This window comes from Embleya sp. NBC_00896 (genome assembly GCF_045207785.1).
In the GTDB taxonomy this organism is placed as follows: domain Bacteria; phylum Actinomycetota; class Actinomycetes; order Streptomycetales; family Streptomycetaceae; genus Embleya.
Window position 1 is genome coordinate 5,675,533 of sequence record NZ_CP108776.1, and the last position, 23,542, is coordinate 5,699,074.

The window sequence follows — 23,542 nt, forward strand, 5'->3', positions numbered from 1 at the left end:
ATCAAAGCTCCTTGATTGCCGTGTGGATCAGGCTCAGAGACTCCTGGGGGCCCGGAGCGAGCGCTTGGAGATCACTGAACGCCTCCTCATACTTGTCGACATCGGTCTCCCGGCGGGTGACCCATGCGTCAGCCAGATTCTCCAGGTAGACGATCGGCTTCAGCGCAGCTCCCTTGGCGAACTTGAGGATGACAAACGGGCCTCCCATTCCGGGATGGACGCCCAGCCGGTAGGGGACCACCTGCACTCGCACGTTCGGGAGCGTGGAAATCTCTGCAATGTGGCTGAGTTGGCCACGGATTAGAGCCGCGCTGCCTACTTGACGACGAAGCACAGCCTCGTTGACGACGGCGATGAACTTGAGGGGTGTCTGAGTCCGGAGCAGTACCTCTTGGCGTGTCATGCGGATCGAGACGAGCCGATCGACCTCGTCGGGGGTGAGCGCCGCGTGGGAGATTTGGTGGATCGCTCGTACGTACGCTTCGGTCTGCAGCAGTCCTGGTACGAACTCCGACTCGTAGTTGTGCAAGGCACTCGCGGTTGCTTCCAATCCGAGAAATGCCTTGAGGCCGGGACGGATGATCTGCCGGTACTGCTGTGATTGCCACCAGTCGCGCTTTGTCTTGGTCACTGCGGCGTATTCGTTCAGGAGCGCACGCGTTTCCGGATCCGCGCCGTAGATTTCACACAGGGCCATGACGTCGGACGGCTCGACGACGTAGTTCTCGCCTGCCTCCAGCCGCGTGAGCTTGGATGGGCTCCACAGCAATCTCTTGACGACCTGGGCAGACTTCAGGCCTGCCTTGAGTCGTAGACGACGCAGCTCGCCGCCGAGTTGAAGGCGGCACAGGGCCGGTGATGCAGACTCGCTGTCGCCGATCATCTGCAGTCCTCCCCGTATGCGAATCCAGTGTGTTGGCGAAGGCTCCGCCGAAGCAAGAAACGTTCTGCGCCACAGCGGGAGACTTCGCGCCTGCGCGGACCTGCCTCTTGGCGCAGGAAAGCTCTCGCGGAATTTGAGAAGCGGAATTCTGCCCTGTCCATACTCTTTGTCGGGCTCATGCCGGCATGCTAATCCCAGATGCTCACACGTTGCATTCGTTTCCATGCAATCCGTGACGGCGAACGTGCGCGTGCGTGCCCACCGTTCGCGCGGCGACAGCTCCTCACGGGATCGAAGGCAAGGACCCGCGATGTCTCCAACTCCGCATAGGTCGTCATCGAACGACCCGCTCTGGTATCTCCGTCCGGCCGACTACGGGCCCGACCCGTACCCCGAACCACCGGGCAGTTGCATCACATTGGCCGTCTATCGGGTCGGGCCGGCCGGCTCGCGCGTCGTCGTGCCGCTCGAGCGGCACAAGCGGTTCGCCAAGGATCCCTGGTGGCACCAACGCGAGCCGCCTTGCCAATGCCCGCTCGCCGGCTGCCCGTTGAAGCAAGGCGGGTAAAACTCCTCCCCGCGTTCCGGCGGTCTCACCCGGACCGGCCGTGTGGGGTGCCCCGTGATGGTCGTTCTACGTGAGACGCGAGGTAGGAAGCCGCATGGAGCAGGACTGGACTCTTCGATTCACTGCCCCCGCCGATGGACCGGCCGGGCAGACCGTTGCACCGGCCACCCCGCACGAACAAGTCTCCTCAGCCCCGGTGTTCGCGGTCGGTGACTGTGTGCGCCGTGAGCAGACGCGGTGGCGCGACGGCGGCAAGGTCATCGGCATGCGGATCACCGAGGTGGGCCACCTGTACACGATCCGCCGCTGGTCCGACAAAGCCCTCTACGACGCGACCACGGCAGAACTGGTCCCGGACCCGATCATGTACCCCATCCGACCGGTCTGACCGACGGGCGCGGACCCGGCACTGCCGCACCGTCCGGTGGAATTCGGCCGGCAGGGTTCGGGCCAGGTGCGTCGGGGGAGTTCCCGGGCCCGTGCGGCGTCGTGTCCCTGACAGGCGCGGTGCGCGAGAGTCCGGCTTTGTGGCACAGGTCGAGGGGATTCGCCTGGGGGGATGGCGAGTTCGGCTACCTCCTCAGGCAGCCATGCATCTTGATATCGGCAGTAGCCTGCTTCACCACGCTAGTTGACCAACCCAGGCGGGAGCACTTCGACCGGCGCCCGTCGATCCACACCATCAGTGCGGGGGCAGCATGGCAGAGACCGGACCCGAGCCGAGTGCGTCAGCGTCAGCGCTGGCTGCCGAACGGGGTTTGGGTAGTTGGGCGCAGGCGACATACCTCCCGAAGAAGGCCGTGTTCTCCAGGCGGTGGGAAGACGCGAGGCTGTACCTCTTCCACGGGGGCGTGATAGTCACAGGCCCCAAGGGCTTTCAGGCCGCCTACGACTGGGACTCTTCGAGCGTTCTGCAGAGCCTGCGCACAGTCAACGGAACGGTGACGGACGCGAGGTACACCCTGTTCGACCGGAGCGGCGACGCGGTGGCGATAGGGCGCGGCATCGACAGTCTCTTCGGGCGCCAGCGCGAGCGGCTTGGCATCAAGTCCCTGGTGAACGGCGCCCCGTTCGTCCATGAGGGCAACTGGGGCCCGTTCATACAGCAGAGCATCGCCAGTGCGCAGATGCCGGGAGCGCTCGCGCGCATCGAGCGGGGCGAGACCCTGGAGTTCGGTGCCATCAGGGTCGGCCGCGAGGGTGTGTCGATCAAGGATCGTTCAGCTGCCTGGGGCGATATCGGTAACATCCACGCCGGCAACGGCCTGATCAACTTCCCCGATGCCCATCGCCATCGGCAAGCCCTGTCTTCGGTGCCGGCCCATGAAGTCGTCAACCTGGATCTGTTCTTCGGCCTCTGCCGACACCTCGACAACTGAACGAGTGTTCTGGGCGATCGACAAGGACACGGATCGCCGGGAGGCGGCGGTGGCCGGCGACGTGAGTCGCGGAGATGAGCCCGGTGACGGCGGCGCCGGCGGTCAGGGGCCTTGGGTTCTCCCGGCGAGACCGGGGTGTTGCTCGGCGGAAAAGCGGCGTAGGTGAAAGTGTTTGCCGATCTGGATGTCGCGTGGGTAGCGTCGCCGGCTATGACTCCGACTCTGCGCACCGAGCGGCTGCTCCTGGAGCCGTACATTCCCGAGGACGAAGAGGGCTTCGTTGCTCTGTTCCAGGACGCCAAAGTGTCGCAGTGGATGGGTGACGGCCCTGCTTCCGAAGCAGCGGACCGGGCTCTGTTCGGGCGGATCTTCTCGAAGGTCTATGCCCAGGGCCTGTTCGACGTCTGGGCCGTTCGTCGCAATGGACTCCTGATCGGGCACGCGGAGATCAAGCCGACCGACGTCGTCGGAGGCCACGAGATCATCTACGCTCTGGCGCCGACGGCATGGGGGTCCGGCCTGGGGACCGAGCTGGCGGAGGCGATCGTCGCCTATGGCTTCGACACCCTCGGGTTGACCAAGGTGCATGCCACTGTTGCTGCGTCAAACGAGGCATCACTGGCCCTGCTGGACAGAATCGGTTTCGAGCACGTCCGGGACATCAAGGAGGAAGACGGCAGCATCACCCGCGTGTTGGCCCGCCGTCCGACTGCGCCCGACGAGTCGCCCCTCGACCGATAGGGGCGAGCAAACCGCTCTTCCCGGGCTTCCGGGTGGCCGTCGGGCAGCGAGGGTGGGCCGATCGTGGACTTCGGTTCGGCGCGAAGCAGGGCGGCGAACTCCGGTTCGACCGGGTGCGCCACCGCGCTACGGACGCTGCACGAGAGCCGAACTCGGGTGCGGTTACTCGTTTCTGGCGGTTTCGGGGCCGGTGACGTGTTTGAGGAAGGGGAGGGTGCAGGCGATGACGCCGAGGGAGGCGGCGAGGCCGGCGAGGACCGTGATGTAGTACTGGGCTCCCGGGGCCCTGAGCGTGTAGTCCAGCTGTGATTCCAGGAACAGTTCGGCGGCCAGGAAGCCGCTTCCCGTCGCCACCACCGCGATGACCAGGAGCGGGACCGCGCTCTCCAGGATCACGACCCGGCGCAGCGTGCCGAGCTGTACGCCGGCCAGCCGCAACAGGCTGAACGGACGCTTGCGGTCGTTCAGGCCGGCGACCACGCTCACCGCCAGGCTGCAGCCGGCGATGCACAGGCTGACCACGATCACCACGTCCACCAGCTGCCGGTATCCGGTGAGCAGCCTCGCGGTCTCCGAGAACCCGTCCTGTTCCACGGGGGTGACGGCCGGCTTCCGGTCGGGGAAGGCGAGCGCGATGGCCGTTCGCGCCCGCTCGATCGCCGCCTTCGACCCGTCGGTGTCGATGACGAGCAACTGAACGGGCAGGCCCCGGAGTTGCTCGGAGGAGATGGCGGCGGCGGGCCAGTCGGAGGTGTCCCGGAAGGACTCGCTCGTCGAGTTGTAGACGTGGAACGGTGTAATCGACGCGACATCCGCACCGGCGGCGCAGCGGCCGAGCGCCGGCACGCCCGCTGTCTGTCGGCACGACATCAGTCCGGCCACGATCGGCCTGCGACCGCCGTTCGAGACCTCGGTACCGAGCGGATTCGTGTGGATCGTCGCCACGCCCTCGACGCCCGGGATCGCCCGCAGCCCGGCCAGGACCACGTCCGGGATCGGGGCGACGGACGCCTTCGGCACGCCCAGGACGCTCGTCCAGCCCTCGGAGAAGTCGGCCACCAGCGTCTCCTTGGCGATCGCCGGGGCATTCGGAGCATCGCGTTCGGCGACGAACGTGGTGATCACCCCGACCGCCGTGCTGGTGACGAAGAGGGCCAGGACGAGCCCGCTGATGGCGCGGAAGCCGGCTTGCGGATTGTCCGAGAGCCGCCGCCCGGCGATCAGCGTCGCGGGCCGGTCGGTGTACCGGGCCATGATCCGGGAGCCGACCATGGTCAGCCACGGGCCGGCGATCAGCAGGCCGATCATCATCAGGAGGATGCCGCCGAGATACGCCTGGATCTGCCCGTTGGTGGATTCGGGGCGCCGGCCGAGGAAGTAGGAGAGTTCGCCGATGCCGACGGCGAGCGGGATCGCCCGGTAGGCCCGGGGAGCACGCGGGGTCACCCGCCGGCTCACCCCCAGCGGGGAGATCCGGACCCGCCGCAGCGCGATCCGGGCCGCGACCGCCGCCGCCAGGGGGACGCCGAAGGCGACCGACAGGGCTTCGCGCGGCCCGAGCGACAGGTCGCTCGCATAGAACGGTTCGACGGTGAAGGGCAGCGCCGCCAGCGGTACGCGCAGGGCGAAGAACAGCGCGAAGCCGACGGCCGTGCCCGCGACGGCCGCCACCGTCGACTCGACGGCGGAGACCACCGAGACCTGCCGGGGCGTCGCGCCGACCAGCCGCATCGCGGCGAAGCGCTGCTCCCGGCGCGCGGCGGAGAGCCGGGTCGCGGTGCCGATGAAGATGAGTACCGGGAAGAGCAGCGCGGCCGAGGTGACGGAGAGGACGAGCTTGATGCCGTCGGTGTTGGTGCCGACCCGGCAGTCGGAGCAACTGCCGGGCGACTTGGTCGCGATGGTGGTGAGCGGTACGGCGCCGGGCGCGCGCGAGAGTTCGTCGGCGGTGTGGCCGACGATGACGACCAGGGAGTTCGGGGCCGGGAGCGCCGACGCGCCGATCGTGCCGATCCGGGTTCCCGGGAAGCGGGCGCCGAGTTCGGCGACCGGGGCCGAGCGGAGCAGCTTGTCGAGCGCGGGTGAGGCGTAGTACTGCCCGGGGCCCGGCAGTCCAGGGATGCCCGGCGGTACCGGTGATCGGGGTCCGGTGCCGGCGACGTCGACTCGGACGATCTCCCTGGTGCCGTAGAGGTCGGTGTGCAGCATTGCCCACAACGGGTCCGGCGAGGGCACGACGCCGGCCGAGGTGGCCCCGGGTTGTCCCGAGTTGAGCCAGGCGTAGCGGGCGTTCTGCGCGTTGACCCCGTTGACGGCCGCGAGCGTGACCAGCAGCAGGCCGACTCCCAGCGCCACGGAGCAGGCGGTGACGATCAGGCGGATGGCGGCCTCCCTGCCACCGCGCAGGGTCAGCCGCAGACCGAAGCCGATCATGAACGCGCCCGAGCGGCCGCGAACGAACTCACCTTGCCGTCGCGGACGATGACCTCGCGGTCTGCGTACACGGCCACCCGAGGCTCGTGGGTGACCACGATGACGGTGGTGCCCTGTTCACGGGCGGCGGTGGTCAGCAGGTCCATGACGTGCTCACCGGTGAGCGAGTCGAGCGACCCGGTCGGCTCGTCCGCGAACAGGATCTCCGGGCGCGCCACCAGGCCGCGGGCGAGCGCGACCCGCTGGGCCTGGCCGCCGGACAGTTCGCCGGATCGGCGCCGCTCCAGCCCGTCCAGGCCGAGCCGCTCGAACCAGGTGCCGGCTTCCTTGAGCGCGGCGGCCCGGCGCGTACCGCCCAGCAGCAGCGGCAGCGCGACGTTCTCCTCGGCGGTCAATTCGGGGACGAGCTGACCGAATTGGAAGACGAACCCGAAGCGGTCCCGCCGCAGGACGCTGCGCTGGGTCTCGTTCATGGTGTCGACCCGGCGGCCGGCGAAGTGGATCTCCCCGGTCTCGGGGGTGAGGATGCCGGCCAGGCAGTGCAGCAGGGTGGTCTTGCCGGATCCGCTGGGACCCATGATGGCCAGGACCTCGCCGGCGGCTGCCGTGAGACTGGCACCCCGGAGTGCGGGGGTGTGGCCGAAGGACAGGACGACGTCGCGCGCTTCGATGATGTGGTCGGGCGCGACGGCGGGTTCGGTGCGCGGGCCGGCGACGCTCATGAGCGCACCGCCTCCGCGAGGGCGTCGAGACGGGCGGCCGTCAGGTCGATCCACCGCAGGTCGGATTCGAGGTGGAACAGGCCGTGGTCGGCCAGGAGCGCGTCGACCAGGCCGCCGGCCCGCTTGATCTCCAGCAGCTCGCGCATCCGCCGCATGTGCGCGGCGCGCTGGGCGTCGAGGTAGCCCTCCGCGTCGCGGCCCAGCATCAGCGCCAGCACGACCTTGGCGAACAGCACCGTCTGCAGGTGCGGTTCGGCCTCGACCGGCTCGGCGAGCCAGTCCTCGAACTCGGTCGCCCCTTCGTCGGTGATCACGTAGCGCTTGCGGTCGGGTCCGGCGCCGGCCTCCGACTCGCCCACCACGACCTTGCCGTCGCGGGCCAGTCGACCGAGGGTCGCGTAGACCTGGCCGAACGAGAGCGGCTTGCCGCGCCCGAAGAAGGCGTCGTAGTCACGCTTGAGGTCGTAGCCGTGGCTGGGCTCGCGTTCGAGCAGGCCGAGGAGGGTGAGGGGAACGCTCATGGGGCGAATATACTCTCAGCGTATACGCGGAGGCTATACATGCGGAGGATGCAAGAATTCGCCGGTGCGCGGTGCGCGGACCTTTGGGTTTCGGTTCTTGCCTACGGGGCTTCGGGGCGCCCGGCCGTCGCGAATCCGCTTTCGTAGGCGGCGATCACGGCCTGTGTGCGGTCGCGGACGCCCAGCTTGGTGAGGATGCGGGCGACGTGGGTCTTCACGGTTTCCTGGCCCAGGGCGATGCGTTCGGCGATCTCGGTGTTGGACAGGCCCGTCGTCATCAGGCGCAGTACGTCCTGCTCGCGCGCGGTCAGCCGGGTGATCCGCGCGCGCAGGTCCCGGTCGTGGCCCCGAACCGACGCCTGGCTCAGCGCCAGGTCGCGGATGCCGGCCGGGAACAGCAGTGAATCGCCGCGAGCCACCGTGCGGATCGCGTGGATCATCTCGTCGGCGCGGGCGCGCTTGAGCAGGAAACCGTGGGCCCCGGCGCGCAGCGCGTCGTACACGTACTCGTCGTTCTCGAACGTGGTCACCACGAGCACCTTGGGCGGGTTCGGCACCTCGCGCAGCAGTCGCGCGGTCGCGTCGATGCCGTTGAGGCCCGGCATCCGGACGTCCATGAGCACGATGTCCGGCCGGAGTTCGGGCACGGCCGCGACCGCCTCGGCGCCGGTCGCGGCCTCGCCGACCACCACCAGGTCGGGCTCGGCGGCGATGATCGCGTGCAGGCCGGTGCGGACCAGGCGCTCGTCGTCGGCGATCAGGACCCGGATCGGCTCGCTCATGGGTGTCCCTCCAAGGGGATTCGGGCCGTCAACCGCCAACAACCCTCGTGTGGACCGGCGGTGAAGGTGCCGCGCAGTACCGCCACGCGTTCGGCGGCGCCGCGCAGGCCGCGGCCGCCGCCCTGGCGCGGTGCGCGGGGCGCGGTGGCCGCGTTGCTCATGTGGATCGCCAACTCCCGGTCGGCGACCGCGATGTGCAGGCGGATCGGGACCGCGCCCGCGTGCTTCAGCGCGTTCGCGAAGCCCTCCTGGACGATGCGGTACGCCTCGCGCGACACCAGGCTCGGCAGCGCGTCGTCGGGGGATGTCGGGTCGAGGTCGAGGTCCACCTCGGCGCCGGCCGCTCGGGTGCGGGCGACCAGGTCGGAGAGATTGGCCAGCGAGGGTATGGGGGCGGTCGTCGCGTCCGACTCCTCGCGCAACAGGCCCAGTACGTGGTCGAGTTCGGCCACCGCGTCGCGCGCGGTGTCCTCGATGGCGACGAGTGCGCAGGCGGCGAACTCCGGGTCGCGCTCCAGCAGGCGGCCCGCCGCGGCGGCCTGGATGCCGACGGCGCTCAGCGCGTGGCCGACCGAGTCGTGCAGGTCGCGGGCGATCCGGGCGCGTTCGGCGAGGCGTTCGGCGCGGTGTTCGGCCAGTGCGAGGCGGTCGGCCGGGGTCGGCCCGAGCAGGATCGGGGCGAGTCGGGCGAGCCGGGCGCCGGCGACGGCGGACACCGGGAGCGGGAGGGCGATCAGGGCGAGGCCGACGAACGTCCCCACGATCGGGCGGGTCTGGGCCGGGCCGAGCCAGGCGAGGCTGTCGGCGGCGTCCGGGAGGAGCGGCAGCGCCAGCAGGGCGACGCCCCCGGGTGGCGCGGCGAGCGAGACGCCGCTGACGATGCCGCCCAGTACCGCGTGCAGGGTGAACCACATGGATGCCCGGCGCCGGGCCGCCGCACTGGTCGCCGGGGCGCTGAGGACCTCGCCGTCCGGGGCGCACAGGACGCGCGCGGCGCTGCCCTCGAGGGTGCGCACCAGTGGGACCAGCCCGGCCACGGCGACGAACGGCATGGCCAGGAGCAGGCCGAGGAACTGCGTGGTGACGATCGAGCCGGGGGTGCCGCGCAGGATCCCGCCGGTCTCGATCGCGGTGGTCGCGACGAACTGGAACGGCATCAGCAGGGCACCGCCGAGGACGAGGTGCACCCAGCGCAGCCGGGCCCGGCGGCCGAGCAGGAGGCGGGCGGTACGCCGGATCATCCGACAGTCGACCGCGTCGGGTGGTCGCGACCTGCGGTACGGGTCAGAGATTTGCCGAACTCGGACAGGACGAACCATCCCACGGTCAAGGCCAGTACCCCGGCGATCAGTTCCGCATTGTAGACAAGGCGCAGAAGCTCGGATGTGCGCCGGCCCGCAGTGGTGTCGGGCCCCGAGGTCGTGATGGACACGCCGATCAGGCCGCTCCAGGCGAACGCGGTGCCGGTGCCGAACCAGGCCATCACGAGGGGCGTGCGGACGAGGGTGCGGGGGCCGCCGACCCGGTGGACGAGCATGAGCAGGCCCGCCGCGCCGGCCAGGGAGAGGCCGCCCAGGCTGCCGTCGAGCCACTGTCCGATCGCGTCGCGGTCGGCGATCCACTGCCGGCTCATCCCGAAGTCGGCACCGAGCGCCCACGCGAGGCGCAGCGCGCCCGTGACGGCCAGGAGCACGGCGGCGGCGGTACCGAGGAAGCGCTGGACGTCGCGGGTGCCGGCGGGGTCGGGGAGGGCGCGGACCCGGGTACGGAGGAGGGTGGCCCAGCGCTCGTGGGCGTACAGGCCGAACGCGCCGAGCAGGACGGCGCCCTCGGCGATGAAGCCGCCGTAGACCACGGCGAACACCCATGGGCGCAGGAACTCGTCGCCCGCGAACGGGTTGCCGGTACCGGTGAAGGCCACGCCCATCAGGCTGAGCGGTACGGCGAGCATGATCACCGCGAGCAGCCCCGACGCGACCCAGAGCGGCACCGTGATCAACCAGGCCCGGGCCCGAACCTCGCGCGGCCGGGTGAGGGCGTGCGCGATCAGCGCGGCGACGGCGTCCATGCCGAAGGTGAGCACGTTCGCCGTGACCCACTGGGCCCGGTCGAGCTCACCGGGGTCGACGACGCCCACGTCGATGCCGACGATCCAGAGCAGCTTGAGGGTGAGGTAGGGCGAGCACGCGATGACGGCGAGCCAGGCCAGGCGGCGGCGAAGGGTGGGGTCGGAAGGCCGGCTGGACTCGGTGGACTCGGGGAGGTCGGGGAGGTCGGGGAGGTCGGGGAGGGGGCGGTGCCTGGGGTGCGTGGGGTCGAGCGCGTCGGTGTGTGCGTCGAGCGTGTTCGTCGTGGGGTCCGACGGTGCTGGTGGGGTGTGCGGGGTCTGCATGGGGATCAGCTTTTCGCCGAGCCCCCTTGGCGCGCGTCGGGCCGGCTGCCGATCCCGATCCCTCGGACGGGGGACGGGCGATCATCCGGGCTGACGAGTCCCCCGGTGATCCGGGGTCGACGGCGGCCCGTCACCGGTCGCGCGCCGCGCCGAACCCGGCCCGACCCCGCCTTCCGTCCCCACCACACCTCTTTGCATGTAACAGCCATGCATCGGTTTCGCCGTGGTGTCGGATCCACGATCGGCCCGGAGCGCGGCACGGTGGCCGTCCGTCGACCACCCCGATGCGCCGCACCGCCCGGCCACCGGCGTTCGGCCCCCGATCGACGCCTGCCGTCGGGGCAGGGGTCGGCCGATCGTATTGGGTGGCCGCGGATCCGCCGGAGAATACGGCCCATGGCAGGATTGCGCTGGTGAGGATTCCCGCGCTTCGTCGTCGACGGCACACCGAGGTCACCGGTTCGTTTGCCCGGGTCGATCGGCGTACCAAGGACCTCACCAAGCGGCTTCGGCCCGGGGACGTCGCCATCATCAACCACGGCGACCTCGACCGGGTCGCCGCCGAGGCGCTGGTCAAGTGTCGGCCGGCCGCCGTGGTCAACGCCGCCGAGAGCATCAGCGGGCGCTACCCCAACATCGGGCCGCAACTGCTCGTCGAGGCCGGCGTACCGCTCCTCGACGCCGTCGGCGGGAGCGTGCTCGACCGGATCCGCGAGGGTGAGCTGGTCCGGGTCGAGGACAACGTCCTCTACCGCGGCGACGACCCGATCGCCGTCGGCACGCTGCTGGACGCGGAATCGGTCGCCGCCGCCATGGAGAAGGCCCGCGCGGGGCTCTCCGAGCAGATCGAGGCGTTCGCCGAGAATACCCTCAAGTACATCCGCGAGGAGCGCGAACTGCTCCTCGACGGCGTCGGCGTACCCGAGATCCGCACCCGGATCGACGGCCGACAGGTGCTCATCGTCGTCCGCGGCTACCACTACCGCGAGGACATCGCCGCGCTCCGGCCCTACATCCGCGAATACCGCCCGGTGATGATCGGCGTCGACGGCGGCGCGGACGCGCTGCTTCAGGCCGGCTACAAGCCGGACATGATCGTCGGCGACATGGACTCGGTCTCCGACCAGGCGCTGCGCTGCGGCGCGGAGATCATCGTGCACGCGTACCGCGACGGCCGCGCGCCCGGCATGGAACGCCTCGACGAACTCGGGGTCGACGGCATCGCGTTTCCCGCCACCGGCACCAGCGAGGACATCGCGATGCTGCTCGCCGACGACGGCGGCGCGAGTCTGATCGTCGCGGTCGGCACGCACCTCACGCTCGTCGAGTTCCTGGACAAGGGCCGGGCCGGCATGGCGAGTACATTCCTCACGCGGTTGCGGGTCGGCGGCAAGCTCGTGGACGCCAAGGGCGTCAGCCGCCTGTACCGCAGCCGCATCTCCACGACTTCGCTGCTCATGCTGTGCCTCGCCGCGCTGGTCACCATCGCGGTCACCGTGCGGGTCACCCCGCTCGGGCGCGCGTACTTCCACGTGTTCGGGGCACAGTGGGACGCCTTCGTCTACTGGCTCCAGGGACTGTTCAGTTGATCGACTTCAGATATCACGTCGTCTCCATCATCGCGGTCTTCCTGGCCCTTTCGGTCGGGCTCGTGCTCGGCGCGTCCTTCCTCAAGGAGGCGGCCGTGTCGGGGCTCGACACACAGGTCCAGGACCTGGCGCGGAACAACGAGGGGCTGCGGCGCGAACTCGACCGGGCAAACGCCGGCCAGAAGTACCTGAACGGCGTCATAAACACGGTCTCCCCCGCGCTGGTCGACCGCCGGCTCGCGGGCCACAAGGCCGTCGTGGTCGCGCTGCCCGGCGCCGACACCAAGCTGACCGACAGCATGGTCAAGCTGCTCGACTCCGCCGACGCCACGGTCACCGGACAGGTCACGATCAAGGGCGCGTGGACCGACCCCAAGCGCGACGCGGAGCTGGTCACCGCGCTCGGCCCCACGGGTGCGGCCGGCACGAGTGGCTCCGCCACCGATCGGGCCGCGCGCGTGCTCGCGGGCGCGATCACCGAGAAGACCCCGCCGCCCGGCACGCCCGGCACCCCCGGCACCGGCACGTCGGGTACGCCAGGCACGCCCGCCACGCAGCCGCCCGCGAGTGGCGCGCCCGCCACGGGGACGTCCGGCGCGTCCACGCCGAGCACGCCCCAGAACGGCGGCGGATCCTCCACCCCGCCCGGCGGACAGACCCCCGGCGGGCAGAACACCACCGGCACGAACACGTCGTCCACGCACAACACGCAGGCCGCGGCCGAGGCGCTGACCAGGCTCAAGGAAGCCGGGTTCATCGACGTCAAGGACAATCCCGCGACCGGCGCCGACCTGGTCCTGATCGTCGCGCCGTCGGGGGCCCCCAGCGGCGACGACCCCGGGCGGATCAACAACATCCACCTGTCGCTCGTGCGCGCCCTCGACAGCGGCGGCGACGGTACGGTCATGGTCGGCACCGCGTCCGCCGCGCAGGAGAACGGCGTGATCTGGGCGCTGCGCCGTAACGATCAGACCGCCAAGAGCGTTTCCACCGTGGACACCGCCGACAGCCCCACCGGTACGGTCGCGATCGTGTGGGCGCTGGTCATCGAGGACCGACAGGGCAGTTCGGGCCAGTACGGCCTCACGGGCAGCACGAGCGGCCCGCTGCCGGAGGAACCGCCGCTGAAGGAGACGCCGTGACGAAGGCCGCCGCCGTATCCCGTCGAGGCCGGGCCGGCCGGCTCGTGACCGCACTGGCCGCGACCGGCGCGGCGCGGGCCGCGTACGCCGCGTTGACCCGCCGGCCGCCGGGCGAGGCCGCGCTGTGGGAGCGGCGCAACCACCGCGGCGACGTGCTGACCCTGCTCGAGGGTCCGGCGGCGGCGGTCGGTGCGGCCGTCGCGGTCGCGTGCGCGCCGGGGGTGCCGGGCCGGTGGCGGGCCGCGGGCGTGTTGGCCGCCACCGCGGGAGCCTCGGTCGGGACGTACGACGACATGGCCGGGTCGGCCGACCGACGCGGGTTCAAGGGCCACCTGGGCGCGCTCGCCAAGGGCGAGGTGACCAGCGGCGGCGTCAAGATCGTCGGGATGGGCGTGGCGGGCCTCGCGGCAGGCGCGCTCGTGCAGCGGCGGCCGGCGGACAAGCTGCTCGCGGGCCTGGTGATCGCGGGTACGGCCAACCTGATCAACCTGTTCGACCTGCGGCCGGGCCGCGCCGCCAAGGCGGTCCTGATCGCGGGCACGCCCGGGCTGCTCCGCGGCGGCCCCGCGGGGGCACTCGCGGCGGCGCCGATGGGCGCGGCGGCGGCGCTGCTGCCCGAGGACCTGGGCGAGCAGGCGATGCTCGGCGACGCGGGCGCCAACGCGCTGGGCGCGGCCCTGGGGGTGGCCTTCGCGGCGCGCTCCTCGCGGAAGGGCCTGGTGGCCAAGGCGCTGCTGATCGCCGGCCTGACGGCGGCCAGCGAGAAGGTCAGCTTCACGAAGGTCATCGCCGGCAACCGGGCCCTGAACGCGGTCGACATGTTCGGCCGCCGCCCGGCGCCGACACCCCCGCCGAAGCAGTCGGCCGCCACGGCCGAGGGTGCCGAGGGGGCCGTCGCGCCGGCATGACCAGGGACGGAGCGCATCGGGCGCATCGGTCGCGCGGCGCGCGGGACGGGGACCCGCGAGAAGGGGACCCGCGAGACGGGGCGGCCGAGGTGTCGGGCGCTCGGGATTCGGATCTGGATTCGGATCCGGTGGCCGGGGTCGCCGGGACGGCCGACGCGGATTCGCCGGTGGGCGGTAGGTACCTCGGCGGGTCCGGTGGTGGACGCGCACGCGCACGGCTTGCGGCGGGCGGGGACGGCGAGTCCGGTGGCGTGAGCGCGGACGACGTGGCCGCCGCGTCCGACGCGGCTTCGGGGCCGCTCGCCGACGGCGCCCCGGGCGCGGGCGCCACGCGCTCCCGTCACGTCATGCGCGGTCTCGCCGGCGCCGCCGTGCTGATGGGGATCGTCACCGTGTTCGCCCGCCTGGCCGGGTTCGGTCGGCAGATGGTGTTCTCCGGGACCATCGGCGACACCGTCCTGGGCACCGCGTACAGCACGGTCAACTCCGTGCCCAACATCGTCTTCGAGATCGTCGCCGGTGGGGCGCTGGCGAGCGTGGTCGTGCCGGTCCTGGCCGGGCCGGTGGCCAAGGGCGCCCGTGCGGACGCCGACCGGATCGCGTCGGCGCTGCTGACCTGGGTGGTCCTGGTGCTCACCCCGATCGTGCTGCTCGGCGCGGTGCTCGCGCGGCCGATCACCGAACTGCTGCTCGCCGGCAAGGCGGACGGGCCCGGGGTCGCGGACGTCGCGACGCGGATGCTGCTCGTGTTCCTGCCGCAGATCCTCCTGTACGGGATCGCGGTGGTCGCCGGCGGCATCCTCCAAGCGCATCACCGCTTCCTGGCCGGGACGCTCGCGCCGCTCGTCTCCAGCCTGGTCGTGGCCGGGACGTACCTGCTGTTCGCCAACCTGTACGACGTCGACCTCGACAACCTCGCCGACATCCCGCGCGGGGCCGAGCTGACGTTGTCGCTCGGCACCACGGCGGGCGTGCTCGCGCTCGCGCTGGTCACCGTCGTACCGCTGCGCGCGACCGGTCTGCGACTTCGGCCCACGCTGCGGTTCCCGGACGGGGTCGCCCGGCGGGCACGCACCCTCGCGCTGGCCGGCGTCGCGACACTGATCGCGCAGCAGGCGGCGGCGATCGCGGTCATCCTGTTGGCCAACGGGCGCGGCGCGCACGGGTCGTTGGTGGTCTACCAGACCACGTGGATGGTCTACCTGCTGCCGTACGCGGTGCTGGCCGTGCCGATCGCCACGGCCGCGTTCCCACGGCTCAGCGCGCACGCGCACGACGGTGACCGGGACGGGTTCGCGGACGCGGTGGCCGCGACCACGCGTACGGTCCTGCTGGTCGGCGCGGCCGGCACCGCGCTCGTGCTCGCGACCGCCGCGCCGCTCGGGCGCTTCTTCGCGCTGTTCATGACGGGCGCCACGGAGCCGGCGCAGATGGCCTGGGCGCTGGCGGCGTTCGCCCCGGGGCTGATCGGCTACGCGCTGATCGCCCACCTCGGGCGCGCCCTCAACGCCTCCGGCAACGGCCGCGCCGCCGCGGGCTGCGTGGTCACCGGCTGGTGTGTGGTCGTCCTCGCGGACGTGGCCCTCGCCTACGCCCTCCCCGCCCGCTGGACGGTGGCCGCGTTGGGCCTGGGCAACTCGATCGGCATGACGGTGGCGGGCCTGCTCCTGCTCTTCGCGATCGGGAGAACGGCCGGCCCCCGAGCACTGGGCTCGCGGCCACATGGCCCGGCGCCGCGGAAGGCGAGCGGGGCGGGACGGGGCCCCGATGGGGGCGCGGGCGCGGCGGCGGCCGAGCCGGTCGGCGGTGGGGGCCGTGGCCGGGTTGTTGCCGTCGGGTCGGTTGGGCTGCCTCGGGTGGCGGGCGGCGCGGTCGTGGCGGCGGGGGTCGGCGGGGCGGTCGGATTCGTGGTGTCGCGGGCATTTGGTACGGGCGGCATCGTCTTCACATTGATCATCGCGGCGGTTGCCGCCATCGTGGGCACCCTGGTGTTCGCGGGAGTCGTATTCGCGACCGTCGGCGAGGCCGCCAAGGCCGTGCTGCGCGGGCGGCGTGCGGCCGATACGGAAGGGGAGCAGCGACGTGGACACGACGACTGAGTCGCGAGAGCGCGCCGAACCGGCCCGGCTGCGGGCGGTCCTGGTGCTGGCCACGTCCACCGGCGGGATCGGCGCCCACGTGCGTTCGCTCGCGGCCGGGCTGGTGCGGAGCGGGGTCGCGGTGACCGTGTGCGGACCGGCGGCGACCGAGGAGCACTTCGACTTCGCCGGCACCGGGGCCCGGTTCCGGGCGGTCGAGATCGGCGTGGCGCCGCGGCCGGCGGATCGGGCGGCGGCGCGCGAACTCCGCGAGGCGTGCGCGCACGCGCACGTGGTGCACGCGCACGGGCTGCGGGCGGGCCTGGTCGCGGGCTCCGCGCTCGGCCGGCACCGGGTGCGCCGTACGCCGCTGGTGCTGACGCTGCACAACGCCGTGTTGGCCGGCGGGGCCAAGGGCATGTTGACCCGGGCCATGGAAGGCCGGGCGGTCCGGGCCGCGGACGTCGTGCTGGGCGCGTCGGCCGACCTCGTCGATCGGGCCAGGGCGCTCGGCGCCAGGGACGCGCGGCTCGGTCCGGTGTCGGCGCCGCCGCTGCCGCCGGCCGGGCGGGATCGGGCGGCCGTACGCACCGAGTTCGCGGCGGGCGACCGGCCGCTGCTCGTGGCCGTCGGCAGGTTGGCCCCGCAGAAGGCGTACCCGGTGCTCCTGGACGCCGTGGGGCGGTGGAAGGACCGGGAACCCGTGCCGCTGCTCGTCGTCGCCGGAGACGGCCCCCTGCGTGACGAGCTCCAGGCCCGGATCGACGCCGAGTCGCTCCCGGTCCGGCTGCTCGGCCATCGCACGGACGTCGCCGACCTGCTGGGTGCGGCCGACGTGGTCGTGCTGCCGAGCCGCTGGGAGGCCCGCGCACTGGTGGCCCAGGAGGCGTTGCGGACGGGCGTCCCGTTGGTGGCCACCGCGGTCGGCGGAGTCCCCGAGCTCGTCGGCGACGCGGCCGTGCTGGTCTCGTACGACGACGCCGAGGCCTTTGCGGGGGCCGTCACGGACCTGCTCGGGGACGCGGACCGCCGCACGTTCCTGTCCGAAGCGGGGCCGGCCCAGGCCGGCACATGGCCGGACGAGAACGAAACCATCGCCCAAGTCCTGAGCATCTACGAAGAACTCGGCCCGGTGTAGTTCGGCGCCGTCCCGCGTGTCCTCAAGCGCCGGACGGGCTGGGGTTGGTCGGCTCGGGTGGGTTGGCCTGGCCGGGCGCCTTACCCGCTGCCCGGGCGGTCGCGGCGCCGGCCTGCGGCCTGCTTGTCCTCAATCGCCGGACGGGCTGGGGGTAGGTCGGCTCGGCGGGTGCCTGGTCCGATGTACGCGGCAGGAACGGCCGGAACCCGTACGCACTCCCGGCCGCTCCGCGGTCGGCCCCGCTAGTCCTCCGCCCGCATTGTCGCCGTCAGCCGCAGCGCGGTGTCGATCAGGGGCACGTGGCTGAACGCCTGTGGGAAGTTGCCCACCTGGCGTTGCAGGCGCGGGTCCCACTCCTCGGCGAGCAGGCCGAGGTCGTTGCGCAGTGCGAGCAGGCGCTCGAAGAGTTCGCGCGCCTCCTCGACGCGGCCGATCATCGCGAGGTCGTCGGCGAGCCAGAAGGAGCAGGCCAGGAACGCGCCCTCGTCGCCCGGGAGGCCGTCCAGGCCCACGCTCGTCCCGTTGGTCGGGTAGCGCCGGACGAAGCCGTCCTCGGTCAGTTCGCGCTGGATCGCCTCTATCGTGCCGATCACCCGCTTGTCCTCCGGCGGCAGGAAGCCCACCTGCGGGATCAGCAGCAGCGACGCGTCCAGCTCGGTGGAGCCGTAGTACTGGGTGAACGTGTTGCGGTCCGCGTCGTACCCGTACGCGCACACCTCGCGGTGGATCTCCTCGCGCACGCCCCTGAGGTGCTCCAGCATCTTCTCGGTGTCGGACTCCATCGCGTCGTCCACGAGCATCCGGATCGTGCGGTCGACCGCGACCCACGCCATGACCTTCGAGTGCACGAAGTGCCGGCGCGGCCCGCGGACCTCCCAGATGCCCTCGTCCGGGTCGCGCCAGTGCTGCTCCATGTAGTCCATCAGCTTGAGCTGGAGCGCGTGCGCGTGGTCGTTGCCCTCCATGCCGGAGACCCGGCCCAGGTGCAGCGCGTCGACGACCTCGCCGTACACGTCGAGCTGGAATTGCTCGGCGGCGGCGTTGCCGATCCGGACCGGATGCGAGCCCTCGTAGCCCGGCAGCCAGGTCGCCTCGTACTCGGTGAGCCGACGTTCACCCGCGATTCCGTACATGATCTGGAGGTTTTCCGGATCGCCCGCGACCGCCCGGAGCAGCCAGTCCCGCCACGCCTTGGCCTCGTCCACGAAGCCGGTCTTCAGCAGCGCGCCCAGCGTCATCGCCGCGTCGCGCAGCCATGTGTAGCGGTAGTCCCAGTTGCGCACGCCGCCGATGTCCTCGGGCAGCGACGTGGTCGGGGCCGCGACGATCCCGCCGGTCGGCGCGTACGTGAGCGCCTTGAGCGTGATCAGCGAGCGCACCACCGCCTCGCGCCACGGGCCGGTGTACGAGCACCGCGTCACCCAGTCGGCCCAGAACGCCTCGGTGTCCACAAGCGCCGCGAGCGCGTCCGTGCGCAGCGGCGGTTCCACGTGCGAGGGGTGCCAGGTGAGGCTGAACGTGACCCGGTCGCCCTCGCCGAGGGTGATGTCGGAGTACGTGGTCAGGCCGCGGCCGTAGGTCTCCGCGTCGCTGTCGAACCAGACCGCGTCCGGCCCGGCGATCGCGACCGTGCGCCCGTCCTCCTCACGGCGCACCCACGGCACGACCTTGCCGTAGTGGAAGCGCATCCGCAGTTCCGAGCGGACCGGGACCCGCCCCGACACGCCCTCCACGACACGCACCACCACCGGCGCGCCGACCAGCGCGTCGGCGGGCGGCATGAAGTCGATCACCCGAATGGTGCCGCGCGGGGTCTCCCATTCCGATTCGAGGATGAGCGAATCGTCGCGATACCGGCGCCGGGTCGCGGGCCCGCCGGAGAGCGGCGCGACCCGCCACGAACCGTGTTCCTCGGTGCCGAGCAGGCCGGCGAACACGGCGGGGGAATCGAAGCGGGGGAGGCAGAGCCAATCCATGGAGCCGTCGCGGCCCACGAGAGCGGCGGTCTGCATGTCCCCGATGAGGGCGTAGTCCTCGATGCGGCTGGTCACGGGCAACGCTTTCCGTTCCTGGTCGTCCTGATGGTGCCGGTCGTCCTGGTTGTGCGTACTGCTGGGAGGTGCGTGCTTGGGGCGGTGCGTCCTGCGGATCGTGCGATGTGCGGATTCGTACGTCCTGCGGACTCGTGCGTACTGCGGGCGCGGACCGCCATGGTGTGATCAGCGGTTGATCGGTTCATTCCAGAGTGCACCAAGCGCGCGTGAACGACCGCCGGGAGCGATACCCGGTTCGGCCGGTTCTGCTGGAATTGCTCCTGCTGTGTCGCCCCGTCGGGTGTGTCGTCTCGTCGGGGACGCGCGCCCGTCGCGGGCGTGTGGTTCCGCTGTGCGAAGGCGGCGACGAACGGAGACCATGGCTCGCGCGTCGCATGCGTAGCATAGTGCGCCGTCGGCGCTGAAACGTGCCTGCGATGGTCGATCGGTTCGTTGACTCTGCGTGGAATCCGACTCGGCCGATCCGTCGACAAGTGCCCGGAATCTCCCGTGCGTTGTCACTCTGGGCAATCGCCGTATGGTGTCGCAGTTGTTCCGCACCGGGTGCGAGACCTCGAACCCGGACGCTGTTAGGCTGGTATCCCGTGGACTTGGTGGGACTGTTCCGGGCCCGCATCGGCCCAGCAGCGTCCCCTTCGAAATCCCCTCGATCGCAACCACGGGAGCCCCTCCTTGGCAGTGCCTCAGACGCCCAGTCGCACCCGGCAGGCGAAGCACCTCTTCGTCACCGGAGGCGTCGCCTCCTCGCTCGGCAAGGGGCTCACCGCGTCGAGCCTCGGAGCGCTCCTCAAGGCGCGCGGCCTGCGGGTCACGATGCAAAAGCTCGACCCGTACCTCAACGTCGACCCCGGGACGATGAACCCGTTCCAGCACGGCGAGGTGTTCGTCACCAACGACGGCGCCGAGACCGACCTGGATGTCGGCCACTACGAGCGCTTCCTCGACGTCGACCTGCACGGTTCGGCCAACGTGACGACCGGACAGGTCTACTCGACGGTCATCGCCAAGGAGCGGCGCGGCGAGTACCTCGGTGACACCGTGCAGGTCATCCCGCACATCACCAACGAGATCAAGTCGCGGATCCGGGCCATGGCCGTGGAAGACGTGGACATCGTCATCACCGAGGTCGGCGGGACCGTCGGCGACATCGAGTCGCTGCCGTTCCTCGAGTCGATCCGCCAGGTCCGCCACGAGGTCGGCCGCGACAACGTCTTCTTCCTGCACGTCTCCCTGCTGCCGTACATCGGCCCGTCGGGCGAGCTGAAGACCAAGCCGACCCAGCACTCGGTCGCGGCCCTGCGCAGCATCGGCATCCAGCCGGACGCGATCGTGCTGCGCGCCGACCGCGCGGTGCCGCAGGACATCAAACGCAAGATCTCGCTCATGTGCGACGTGGACGAGGAGGCCGTGGTCGCGGCCATCGACGCCCCGTCGATCTACGACATCCCCAAGGTCCTGCACTCCGAGGGCCTGGACGCGTACGTGGTGCGCCGGCTCGGCCTGAACTTCCGGGACGTGGACTGGACCCAGTGGGACGACCTGCTGCGCCGGGTGCATCAGCCCGAGCGCGAGGTCACGGTCGCCCTGGTCGGCAAGTACATCGACCTGCCGGACGCGTACCTGTCGGTCACCGAGGCCATCCGCGCGGGCGGCTTCGCGAACAACGTGCGCACCAAGATCAAGTGGGTGACCTCGGACAACACCGCCACGCCCGAGGGCGCGGCGCGCGAGCTCGCCGACTGCGACGCGGTGCTGATTCCCGGTGGGTTCGGCGATCGCGGGGTCGAGGGCAAGGTGCAGGCGATCGCGTACGCCCGCGAGCACCGGATCCCGACCCTGGGCATCTGTCTGGGCCTGCAGTGCATGGTGATCGAGGCGGCGCGCAACCTGGCCGGGCTCGACGGCGCGAACTCGCTGGAGTTCGACCCCGAGGCCGCGCACCCGGTGGTGGCGACCATGGCCGACCAGCTCGACATCGTCGCGGGGCAGGGCGACCTGGGCGGCACGATGCGGCTGGGCCTGTACACGGCCGAGCTGGCCGAGGGTTCGATCGCGCGCGAGGTGTACGGCGCGGCGCAGTCCGAGGAGCGGCACCGGCATCGCTACGAGGTCAACAACGCCTACCGGGGCAAGCTCGAGGAGACCGGGCTGGTCTTCTCGGGCCTGTCGCCCGACGGGCGGCTGGTGGAGTACGTGGAGCTGCCGCGTGAGCAGCACCCGTACTTCATCGCGACTCAGGCACACCCGGAGCTGAAGTCGCGTCCGACGCGGCCGCATCCGCTCTTCGCGGGCCTGGTCGCGGCAGCGGTACGGCGGATCAAGGGCGAGGACCGCGTCGCGGAGACCAGGTCCTGACCACCCGCTAGCGCCCGACCAACGACACAAGGAAGCCACCCGCCCGGATGCTCGGGCGGGTGGCTTTCTTGCCGCAGGCGGCCGGCCAACCGCGACCGACCCTCACCCGCACACGGCGGTGTCCAGGAGGCTGCGAGGTGGGCGGGACCCGTTGCGACGGGCGGCATGTCGGTGGTGACGGCGATCGCGGCGGCGCGGCCGTCGTCGGTGGCGCCGGTGCGGGTGGTATGGCCGAGCGTGTCACCGCCGTGGCCCACATCAGGCCGCCGCAGCTCAGCGGCATGCTGGGTGCGCTCCGAGCCGAAGTCGGCCACCCGCTCGAACGTCGGGCGGGTGGCTTCTCGGCGTCGGAACGGCTGCTACTTCAGCGCACTCACAAAGCGCGCCCACGGCATCTTGCCGAACCCCAGGACGGGGCTCGAAGCCACCTTGGAGTCGCGCGCTTGAACGGCTTCCCGGTTGGGCGCGATTTCGACGCAGTCGGTGTCCTGCGTGCTGTAGCGGCTCTTCCTCCACCTCAGGCGAGCTTCAGAACTCACGGTTCACCCCGCCATCTCCATGGGACCGGTTTCACCTTCACTCGGTCAGGCAATCCACCATGGCAGCCCAGGACTTCTCGGGAAAGACAAGTTCCGGACTCATCGGTACTCGCGAGTCACGTGCCATCACCGCATACGCCGCCAGCGCTACCGCGACGCAGCCGCCGTCATTTTGGCTGTACGACGAAGTACGCCACGCGAGCTTCTCGATCTTGTTAGTCACGTTCTCCCCAAAAAGATTCGTACTGCTGGATGACTTCGACGGACTGGTCCGGGTCGAGCCCTGCTTGCCGCAGGTGATTGATCACGTTCCTCGCGCGCTCCACGTACGTGCGGTCCCAGGTGATCGCCCGCATCAGAATGGCGCCTTCTTCGGAAAGAGCGGTCTTGGTGGGCTGGTCGTCCGATTGCCACCTGCCTACCTCTTCGAAGAGCGTGAAGGTCGAGGCGAGTCCTGCTCCCGCCGCACTCGCAAACGGGATGACGATGATTTCGACGTTCTCTCGACGAGCGAGTTCCACCAGGTGTTTCATCTGGTCCCGCATCAAGTATGGGCCGCCGACCTCCGTCCTCAGACAAGCCTCGGTGATGATTCCGGTGAAGCTGAGAGGCGGATCGTCCGTCAGGCGTTTCTGTCGCTCCAGTCTCGCGAAGATCACTTCCTGCGCAGACGGTCCGACGTACGTGCGATTCGTGATCTCTCGCGCGTACTTCTCGGTCTGTAGAAGCCCGGGAAGTACGGTCGTCTGCGCCTCGGTCGAACGCTTCGCGAAGTTCTCCAACCTGATGTACTCCAGGTATCCCGCCGGGAGAACGTCCGCGAACCGCATCCACCAGACCCCCTCTGCTGTGGCGCTACCCGCCTTGGCCGCTTCCAACAGCCGCAGAACCTGTGCCCGCTGATCGGCCGACGCCTGGTAGGTGGCCAAAAGGTTCTCGATCTCGTCGTCGGAGCAGGGGCGTTGCCCGTTCTCGATGCGACTGATCGACGCACCCGACACTCCGACCAGCGGTGCCGCGCTCCGGACCGTGTGCCCTGCACCCGTGCGCAGCCGTCGGAGTTCCACTCCGAGATTGAACTGGTCTTCCGTCGTGATGGTCATGGTCCTCCTCGGCGAACAGTGTCCTACGCGGGCACGTTCGCGCGCGAGCAACAGGCGCTTTGTTTCAGAGACTTGACGTGTTTCATGAATCGGAGGATGGTGATTCATGCCACATAATGCATGCGTGTGGATGCGGTGGGTGATGCCCGAATACTCCTCTTTGGCGTCATGTCTCGGGAGCTGCCATGCAGCCGTGTGCCCAGAAGTTCGATCTT

General features: G+C 70.7%; 20 protein-coding genes. 9 read left to right on the forward strand and 11 right to left on the reverse strand.

The features are described 5' to 3' along the window. Position 1 precedes the first annotated feature (1 nt). A complete protein-coding gene (locus OG928_RS25770; RefSeq protein WP_406287839.1) occupies positions 2-883 on the reverse strand; it encodes a helix-turn-helix domain-containing protein in 882 nt (293 codons plus the stop codon). A 662-nt stretch (positions 884-1,545) separates the two neighbouring features. On the opposite strand from OG928_RS25770, the gene OG928_RS25775 reads away from it, so the two are divergent. The 3 genes from OG928_RS25775 to OG928_RS25785 all read left to right on the forward strand — a co-directional run bounded on the left by OG928_RS25775 (position 1,546) and on the right by OG928_RS25785 (position 3,571). Beyond that, positions 1,546-1,839, forward strand: coding sequence for a hypothetical protein (locus OG928_RS25775; protein ID WP_406287841.1), 294 nt, complete (start codon positions 1,546-1,548; stop codon positions 1,837-1,839). Between the two features lie 310 nt (positions 1,840-2,149). Then, entirely contained in the window at positions 2,150-2,830 is a 681-nt protein-coding gene (locus OG928_RS25780; protein ID WP_406287842.1) for a DUF6585 family protein, read from the forward strand. A gap of 210 nt (positions 2,831-3,040) precedes the next feature. Beyond that, on the forward strand, positions 3,041-3,571 hold the full coding sequence (locus OG928_RS25785) for a GNAT family N-acetyltransferase (protein WP_406287844.1): 531 nt from the start codon (positions 3,041-3,043) through the stop codon (positions 3,569-3,571). A 162-nt stretch (positions 3,572-3,733) separates the two neighbouring features. Here OG928_RS25785 and OG928_RS25790 read toward each other — a convergent pair whose 3' ends face one another. From OG928_RS25790 to OG928_RS25815, 6 genes are all read right to left on the reverse strand, one after another. After that, a complete protein-coding gene (locus tag OG928_RS25790; RefSeq protein WP_406287846.1) occupies positions 3,734-6,004 on the reverse strand; it encodes an FtsX-like permease family protein in 2,271 nt (756 codons plus the stop codon). Further along, the gene (locus OG928_RS25795; RefSeq protein WP_406287848.1) at positions 6,001-6,726 is read right to left on the reverse strand and encodes an ABC transporter ATP-binding protein; all 726 of its coding nucleotides are present in this window, start codon (positions 6,724-6,726) and stop codon (positions 6,001-6,003) included. The genes OG928_RS25790 and OG928_RS25795 overlap by 4 nt, the downstream gene beginning before the upstream one ends. Then, complete coding sequence (locus tag OG928_RS25800; protein ID WP_406287850.1) at positions 6,723-7,247, reverse strand: PadR family transcriptional regulator; 525 nt, start codon at positions 7,245-7,247, stop codon at positions 6,723-6,725. The genes OG928_RS25795 and OG928_RS25800 overlap by 4 nt, the downstream gene beginning before the upstream one ends. A gap of 101 nt (positions 7,248-7,348) precedes the next feature. Further along, positions 7,349-8,029: a response regulator gene (locus OG928_RS25805; protein ID WP_406287852.1), complete on the reverse strand. Its 681-nt coding sequence runs from the start codon at positions 8,027-8,029 to the stop codon at positions 7,349-7,351. Next, positions 8,026-9,270: a sensor histidine kinase gene (locus OG928_RS25810; protein WP_406287854.1), complete on the reverse strand. Its 1,245-nt coding sequence runs from the start codon at positions 9,268-9,270 to the stop codon at positions 8,026-8,028. Before OG928_RS25810 ends, OG928_RS25805 begins: the two co-directional genes overlap by 4 nt. Beyond that, positions 9,267-10,421, reverse strand: a complete 1,155-nt coding sequence (locus OG928_RS25815; RefSeq protein WP_406287856.1) for a hypothetical protein — start codon at positions 10,419-10,421, stop codon at positions 9,267-9,269. The genes OG928_RS25810 and OG928_RS25815 overlap by 4 nt, the downstream gene beginning before the upstream one ends. A gap of 413 nt (positions 10,422-10,834) precedes the next feature. Between OG928_RS25815 and steA the strand changes: the two genes are divergently transcribed. The 5 genes from steA (at position 10,835) to OG928_RS25840 (ending at position 17,276) form a co-directional block, all read left to right on the forward strand. After that, on the forward strand, positions 10,835-12,010 hold the full coding sequence (steA, locus tag OG928_RS25820; RefSeq protein ID WP_406287858.1) for a putative cytokinetic ring protein SteA: 1,176 nt from the start codon (positions 10,835-10,837) through the stop codon (positions 12,008-12,010). After that, positions 12,007-13,152 carry a copper transporter gene (locus OG928_RS25825; RefSeq protein WP_406287859.1) on the forward strand — a complete coding sequence of 382 codons (1,146 nt, stop codon included), beginning with the start codon at positions 12,007-12,009 and terminating at the stop codon, positions 13,150-13,152. The genes steA and OG928_RS25825 overlap by 4 nt, the downstream gene beginning before the upstream one ends. Further along, positions 13,149-14,060 (forward strand): hypothetical protein, encoded by a 912-nt coding sequence (locus OG928_RS25830; protein ID WP_406287861.1) that lies wholly within the window; start codon positions 13,149-13,151, stop codon positions 14,058-14,060. The genes OG928_RS25825 and OG928_RS25830 overlap by 4 nt, the downstream gene beginning before the upstream one ends. Before the next feature lie 251 nt (positions 14,061-14,311). Beyond that, positions 14,312-16,159 (forward strand): murein biosynthesis integral membrane protein MurJ, encoded by a 1,848-nt coding sequence (gene murJ, locus OG928_RS25835; RefSeq protein ID WP_406287862.1) that lies wholly within the window; start codon positions 14,312-14,314, stop codon positions 16,157-16,159. Beyond that, entirely contained in the window at positions 16,143-17,276 is a 1,134-nt protein-coding gene (locus OG928_RS25840) for a glycosyltransferase family 4 protein (RefSeq protein ID WP_406287864.1), read from the forward strand. Before murJ ends, OG928_RS25840 begins: the two co-directional genes overlap by 17 nt. A gap of 242 nt (positions 17,277-17,518) precedes the next feature. Here the strand turns inward: OG928_RS25840 and OG928_RS25845 are convergent, their stop codons facing one another. Next, positions 17,519-19,327 (reverse strand): glycoside hydrolase family 15 protein, encoded by a 1,809-nt coding sequence (locus OG928_RS25845; RefSeq protein WP_406287866.1) that lies wholly within the window; start codon positions 19,325-19,327, stop codon positions 17,519-17,521. Positions 19,328-20,008: 681 nt separating this feature from the next. Here OG928_RS25845 and OG928_RS25850 point away from each other — a divergent pair. Then, positions 20,009-21,685: a CTP synthase gene (locus tag OG928_RS25850; RefSeq protein WP_406291210.1), complete on the forward strand. Its 1,677-nt coding sequence runs from the start codon at positions 20,009-20,011 to the stop codon at positions 21,683-21,685. Positions 21,686-22,044: 359 nt separating this feature from the next. On the opposite strand, the gene OG928_RS25855 is transcribed toward OG928_RS25850, so the two are convergent. The 3 genes from OG928_RS25855 to OG928_RS25865 are packed head-to-tail and all read right to left on the reverse strand — an operon-like array spanning position 22,045 to position 23,327. Beyond that, complete coding sequence (locus tag OG928_RS25855) at positions 22,045-22,224, reverse strand: DUF397 domain-containing protein (RefSeq protein ID WP_406287868.1); 180 nt, start codon at positions 22,222-22,224, stop codon at positions 22,045-22,047. A 37-nt stretch (positions 22,225-22,261) separates the two neighbouring features. Then, positions 22,262-22,447, reverse strand: a complete 186-nt coding sequence (locus tag OG928_RS25860) for a DUF397 domain-containing protein (protein WP_406287869.1) — start codon at positions 22,445-22,447, stop codon at positions 22,262-22,264. Beyond that, positions 22,440-23,327 (reverse strand): helix-turn-helix domain-containing protein, encoded by an 888-nt coding sequence (locus OG928_RS25865; RefSeq protein WP_406287871.1) that lies wholly within the window; start codon positions 23,325-23,327, stop codon positions 22,440-22,442. Before OG928_RS25865 ends, OG928_RS25860 begins: the two co-directional genes overlap by 8 nt. Positions 23,328-23,542 lie beyond the last annotated feature (215 nt).

Coding starts and splice junctions, on each gene's coding strand:
- OG928_RS25770 (WP_406287839.1), bottom strand. CDS start 883: ATGATCGGCGACAGCGAGTCTGCATCACCGGCCCTGTGCCGCCTTCAA.
- OG928_RS25795 (WP_406287848.1), bottom strand. CDS start 6,726: ATGAGCGTCGCCGGCCCGCGCACCGAACCCGCCGTCGCGCCCGACCAC.
- OG928_RS25790 (WP_406287846.1), bottom strand. CDS start 6,004: ATGATCGGCTTCGGTCTGCGGCTGACCCTGCGCGGTGGCAGGGAGGCC.
- OG928_RS25810 (WP_406287854.1), bottom strand. CDS start 9,270: ATGATCCGGCGTACCGCCCGCCTCCTGCTCGGCCGCCGGGCCCGGCTG.
- OG928_RS25805 (WP_406287852.1), bottom strand. CDS start 8,029: ATGAGCGAGCCGATCCGGGTCCTGATCGCCGACGACGAGCGCCTGGTC.
- OG928_RS25785 (WP_406287844.1), top strand. CDS start 3,041: ATGACTCCGACTCTGCGCACCGAGCGGCTGCTCCTGGAGCCGTACATT.
- OG928_RS25800 (WP_406287850.1), bottom strand. CDS start 7,247: ATGAGCGTTCCCCTCACCCTCCTCGGCCTGCTCGAACGCGAGCCCAGC.
- OG928_RS25775 (WP_406287841.1), top strand. CDS start 1,546: ATGGAGCAGGACTGGACTCTTCGATTCACTGCCCCCGCCGATGGACCG.
- OG928_RS25780 (WP_406287842.1), top strand. CDS start 2,150: ATGGCAGAGACCGGACCCGAGCCGAGTGCGTCAGCGTCAGCGCTGGCT.
- OG928_RS25865 (WP_406287871.1), bottom strand. CDS start 23,327: ATGACCATCACGACGGAAGACCAGTTCAATCTCGGAGTGGAACTCCGA.
- OG928_RS25815 (WP_406287856.1), bottom strand. CDS start 10,421: ATGCAGACCCCGCACACCCCACCAGCACCGTCGGACCCCACGACGAAC.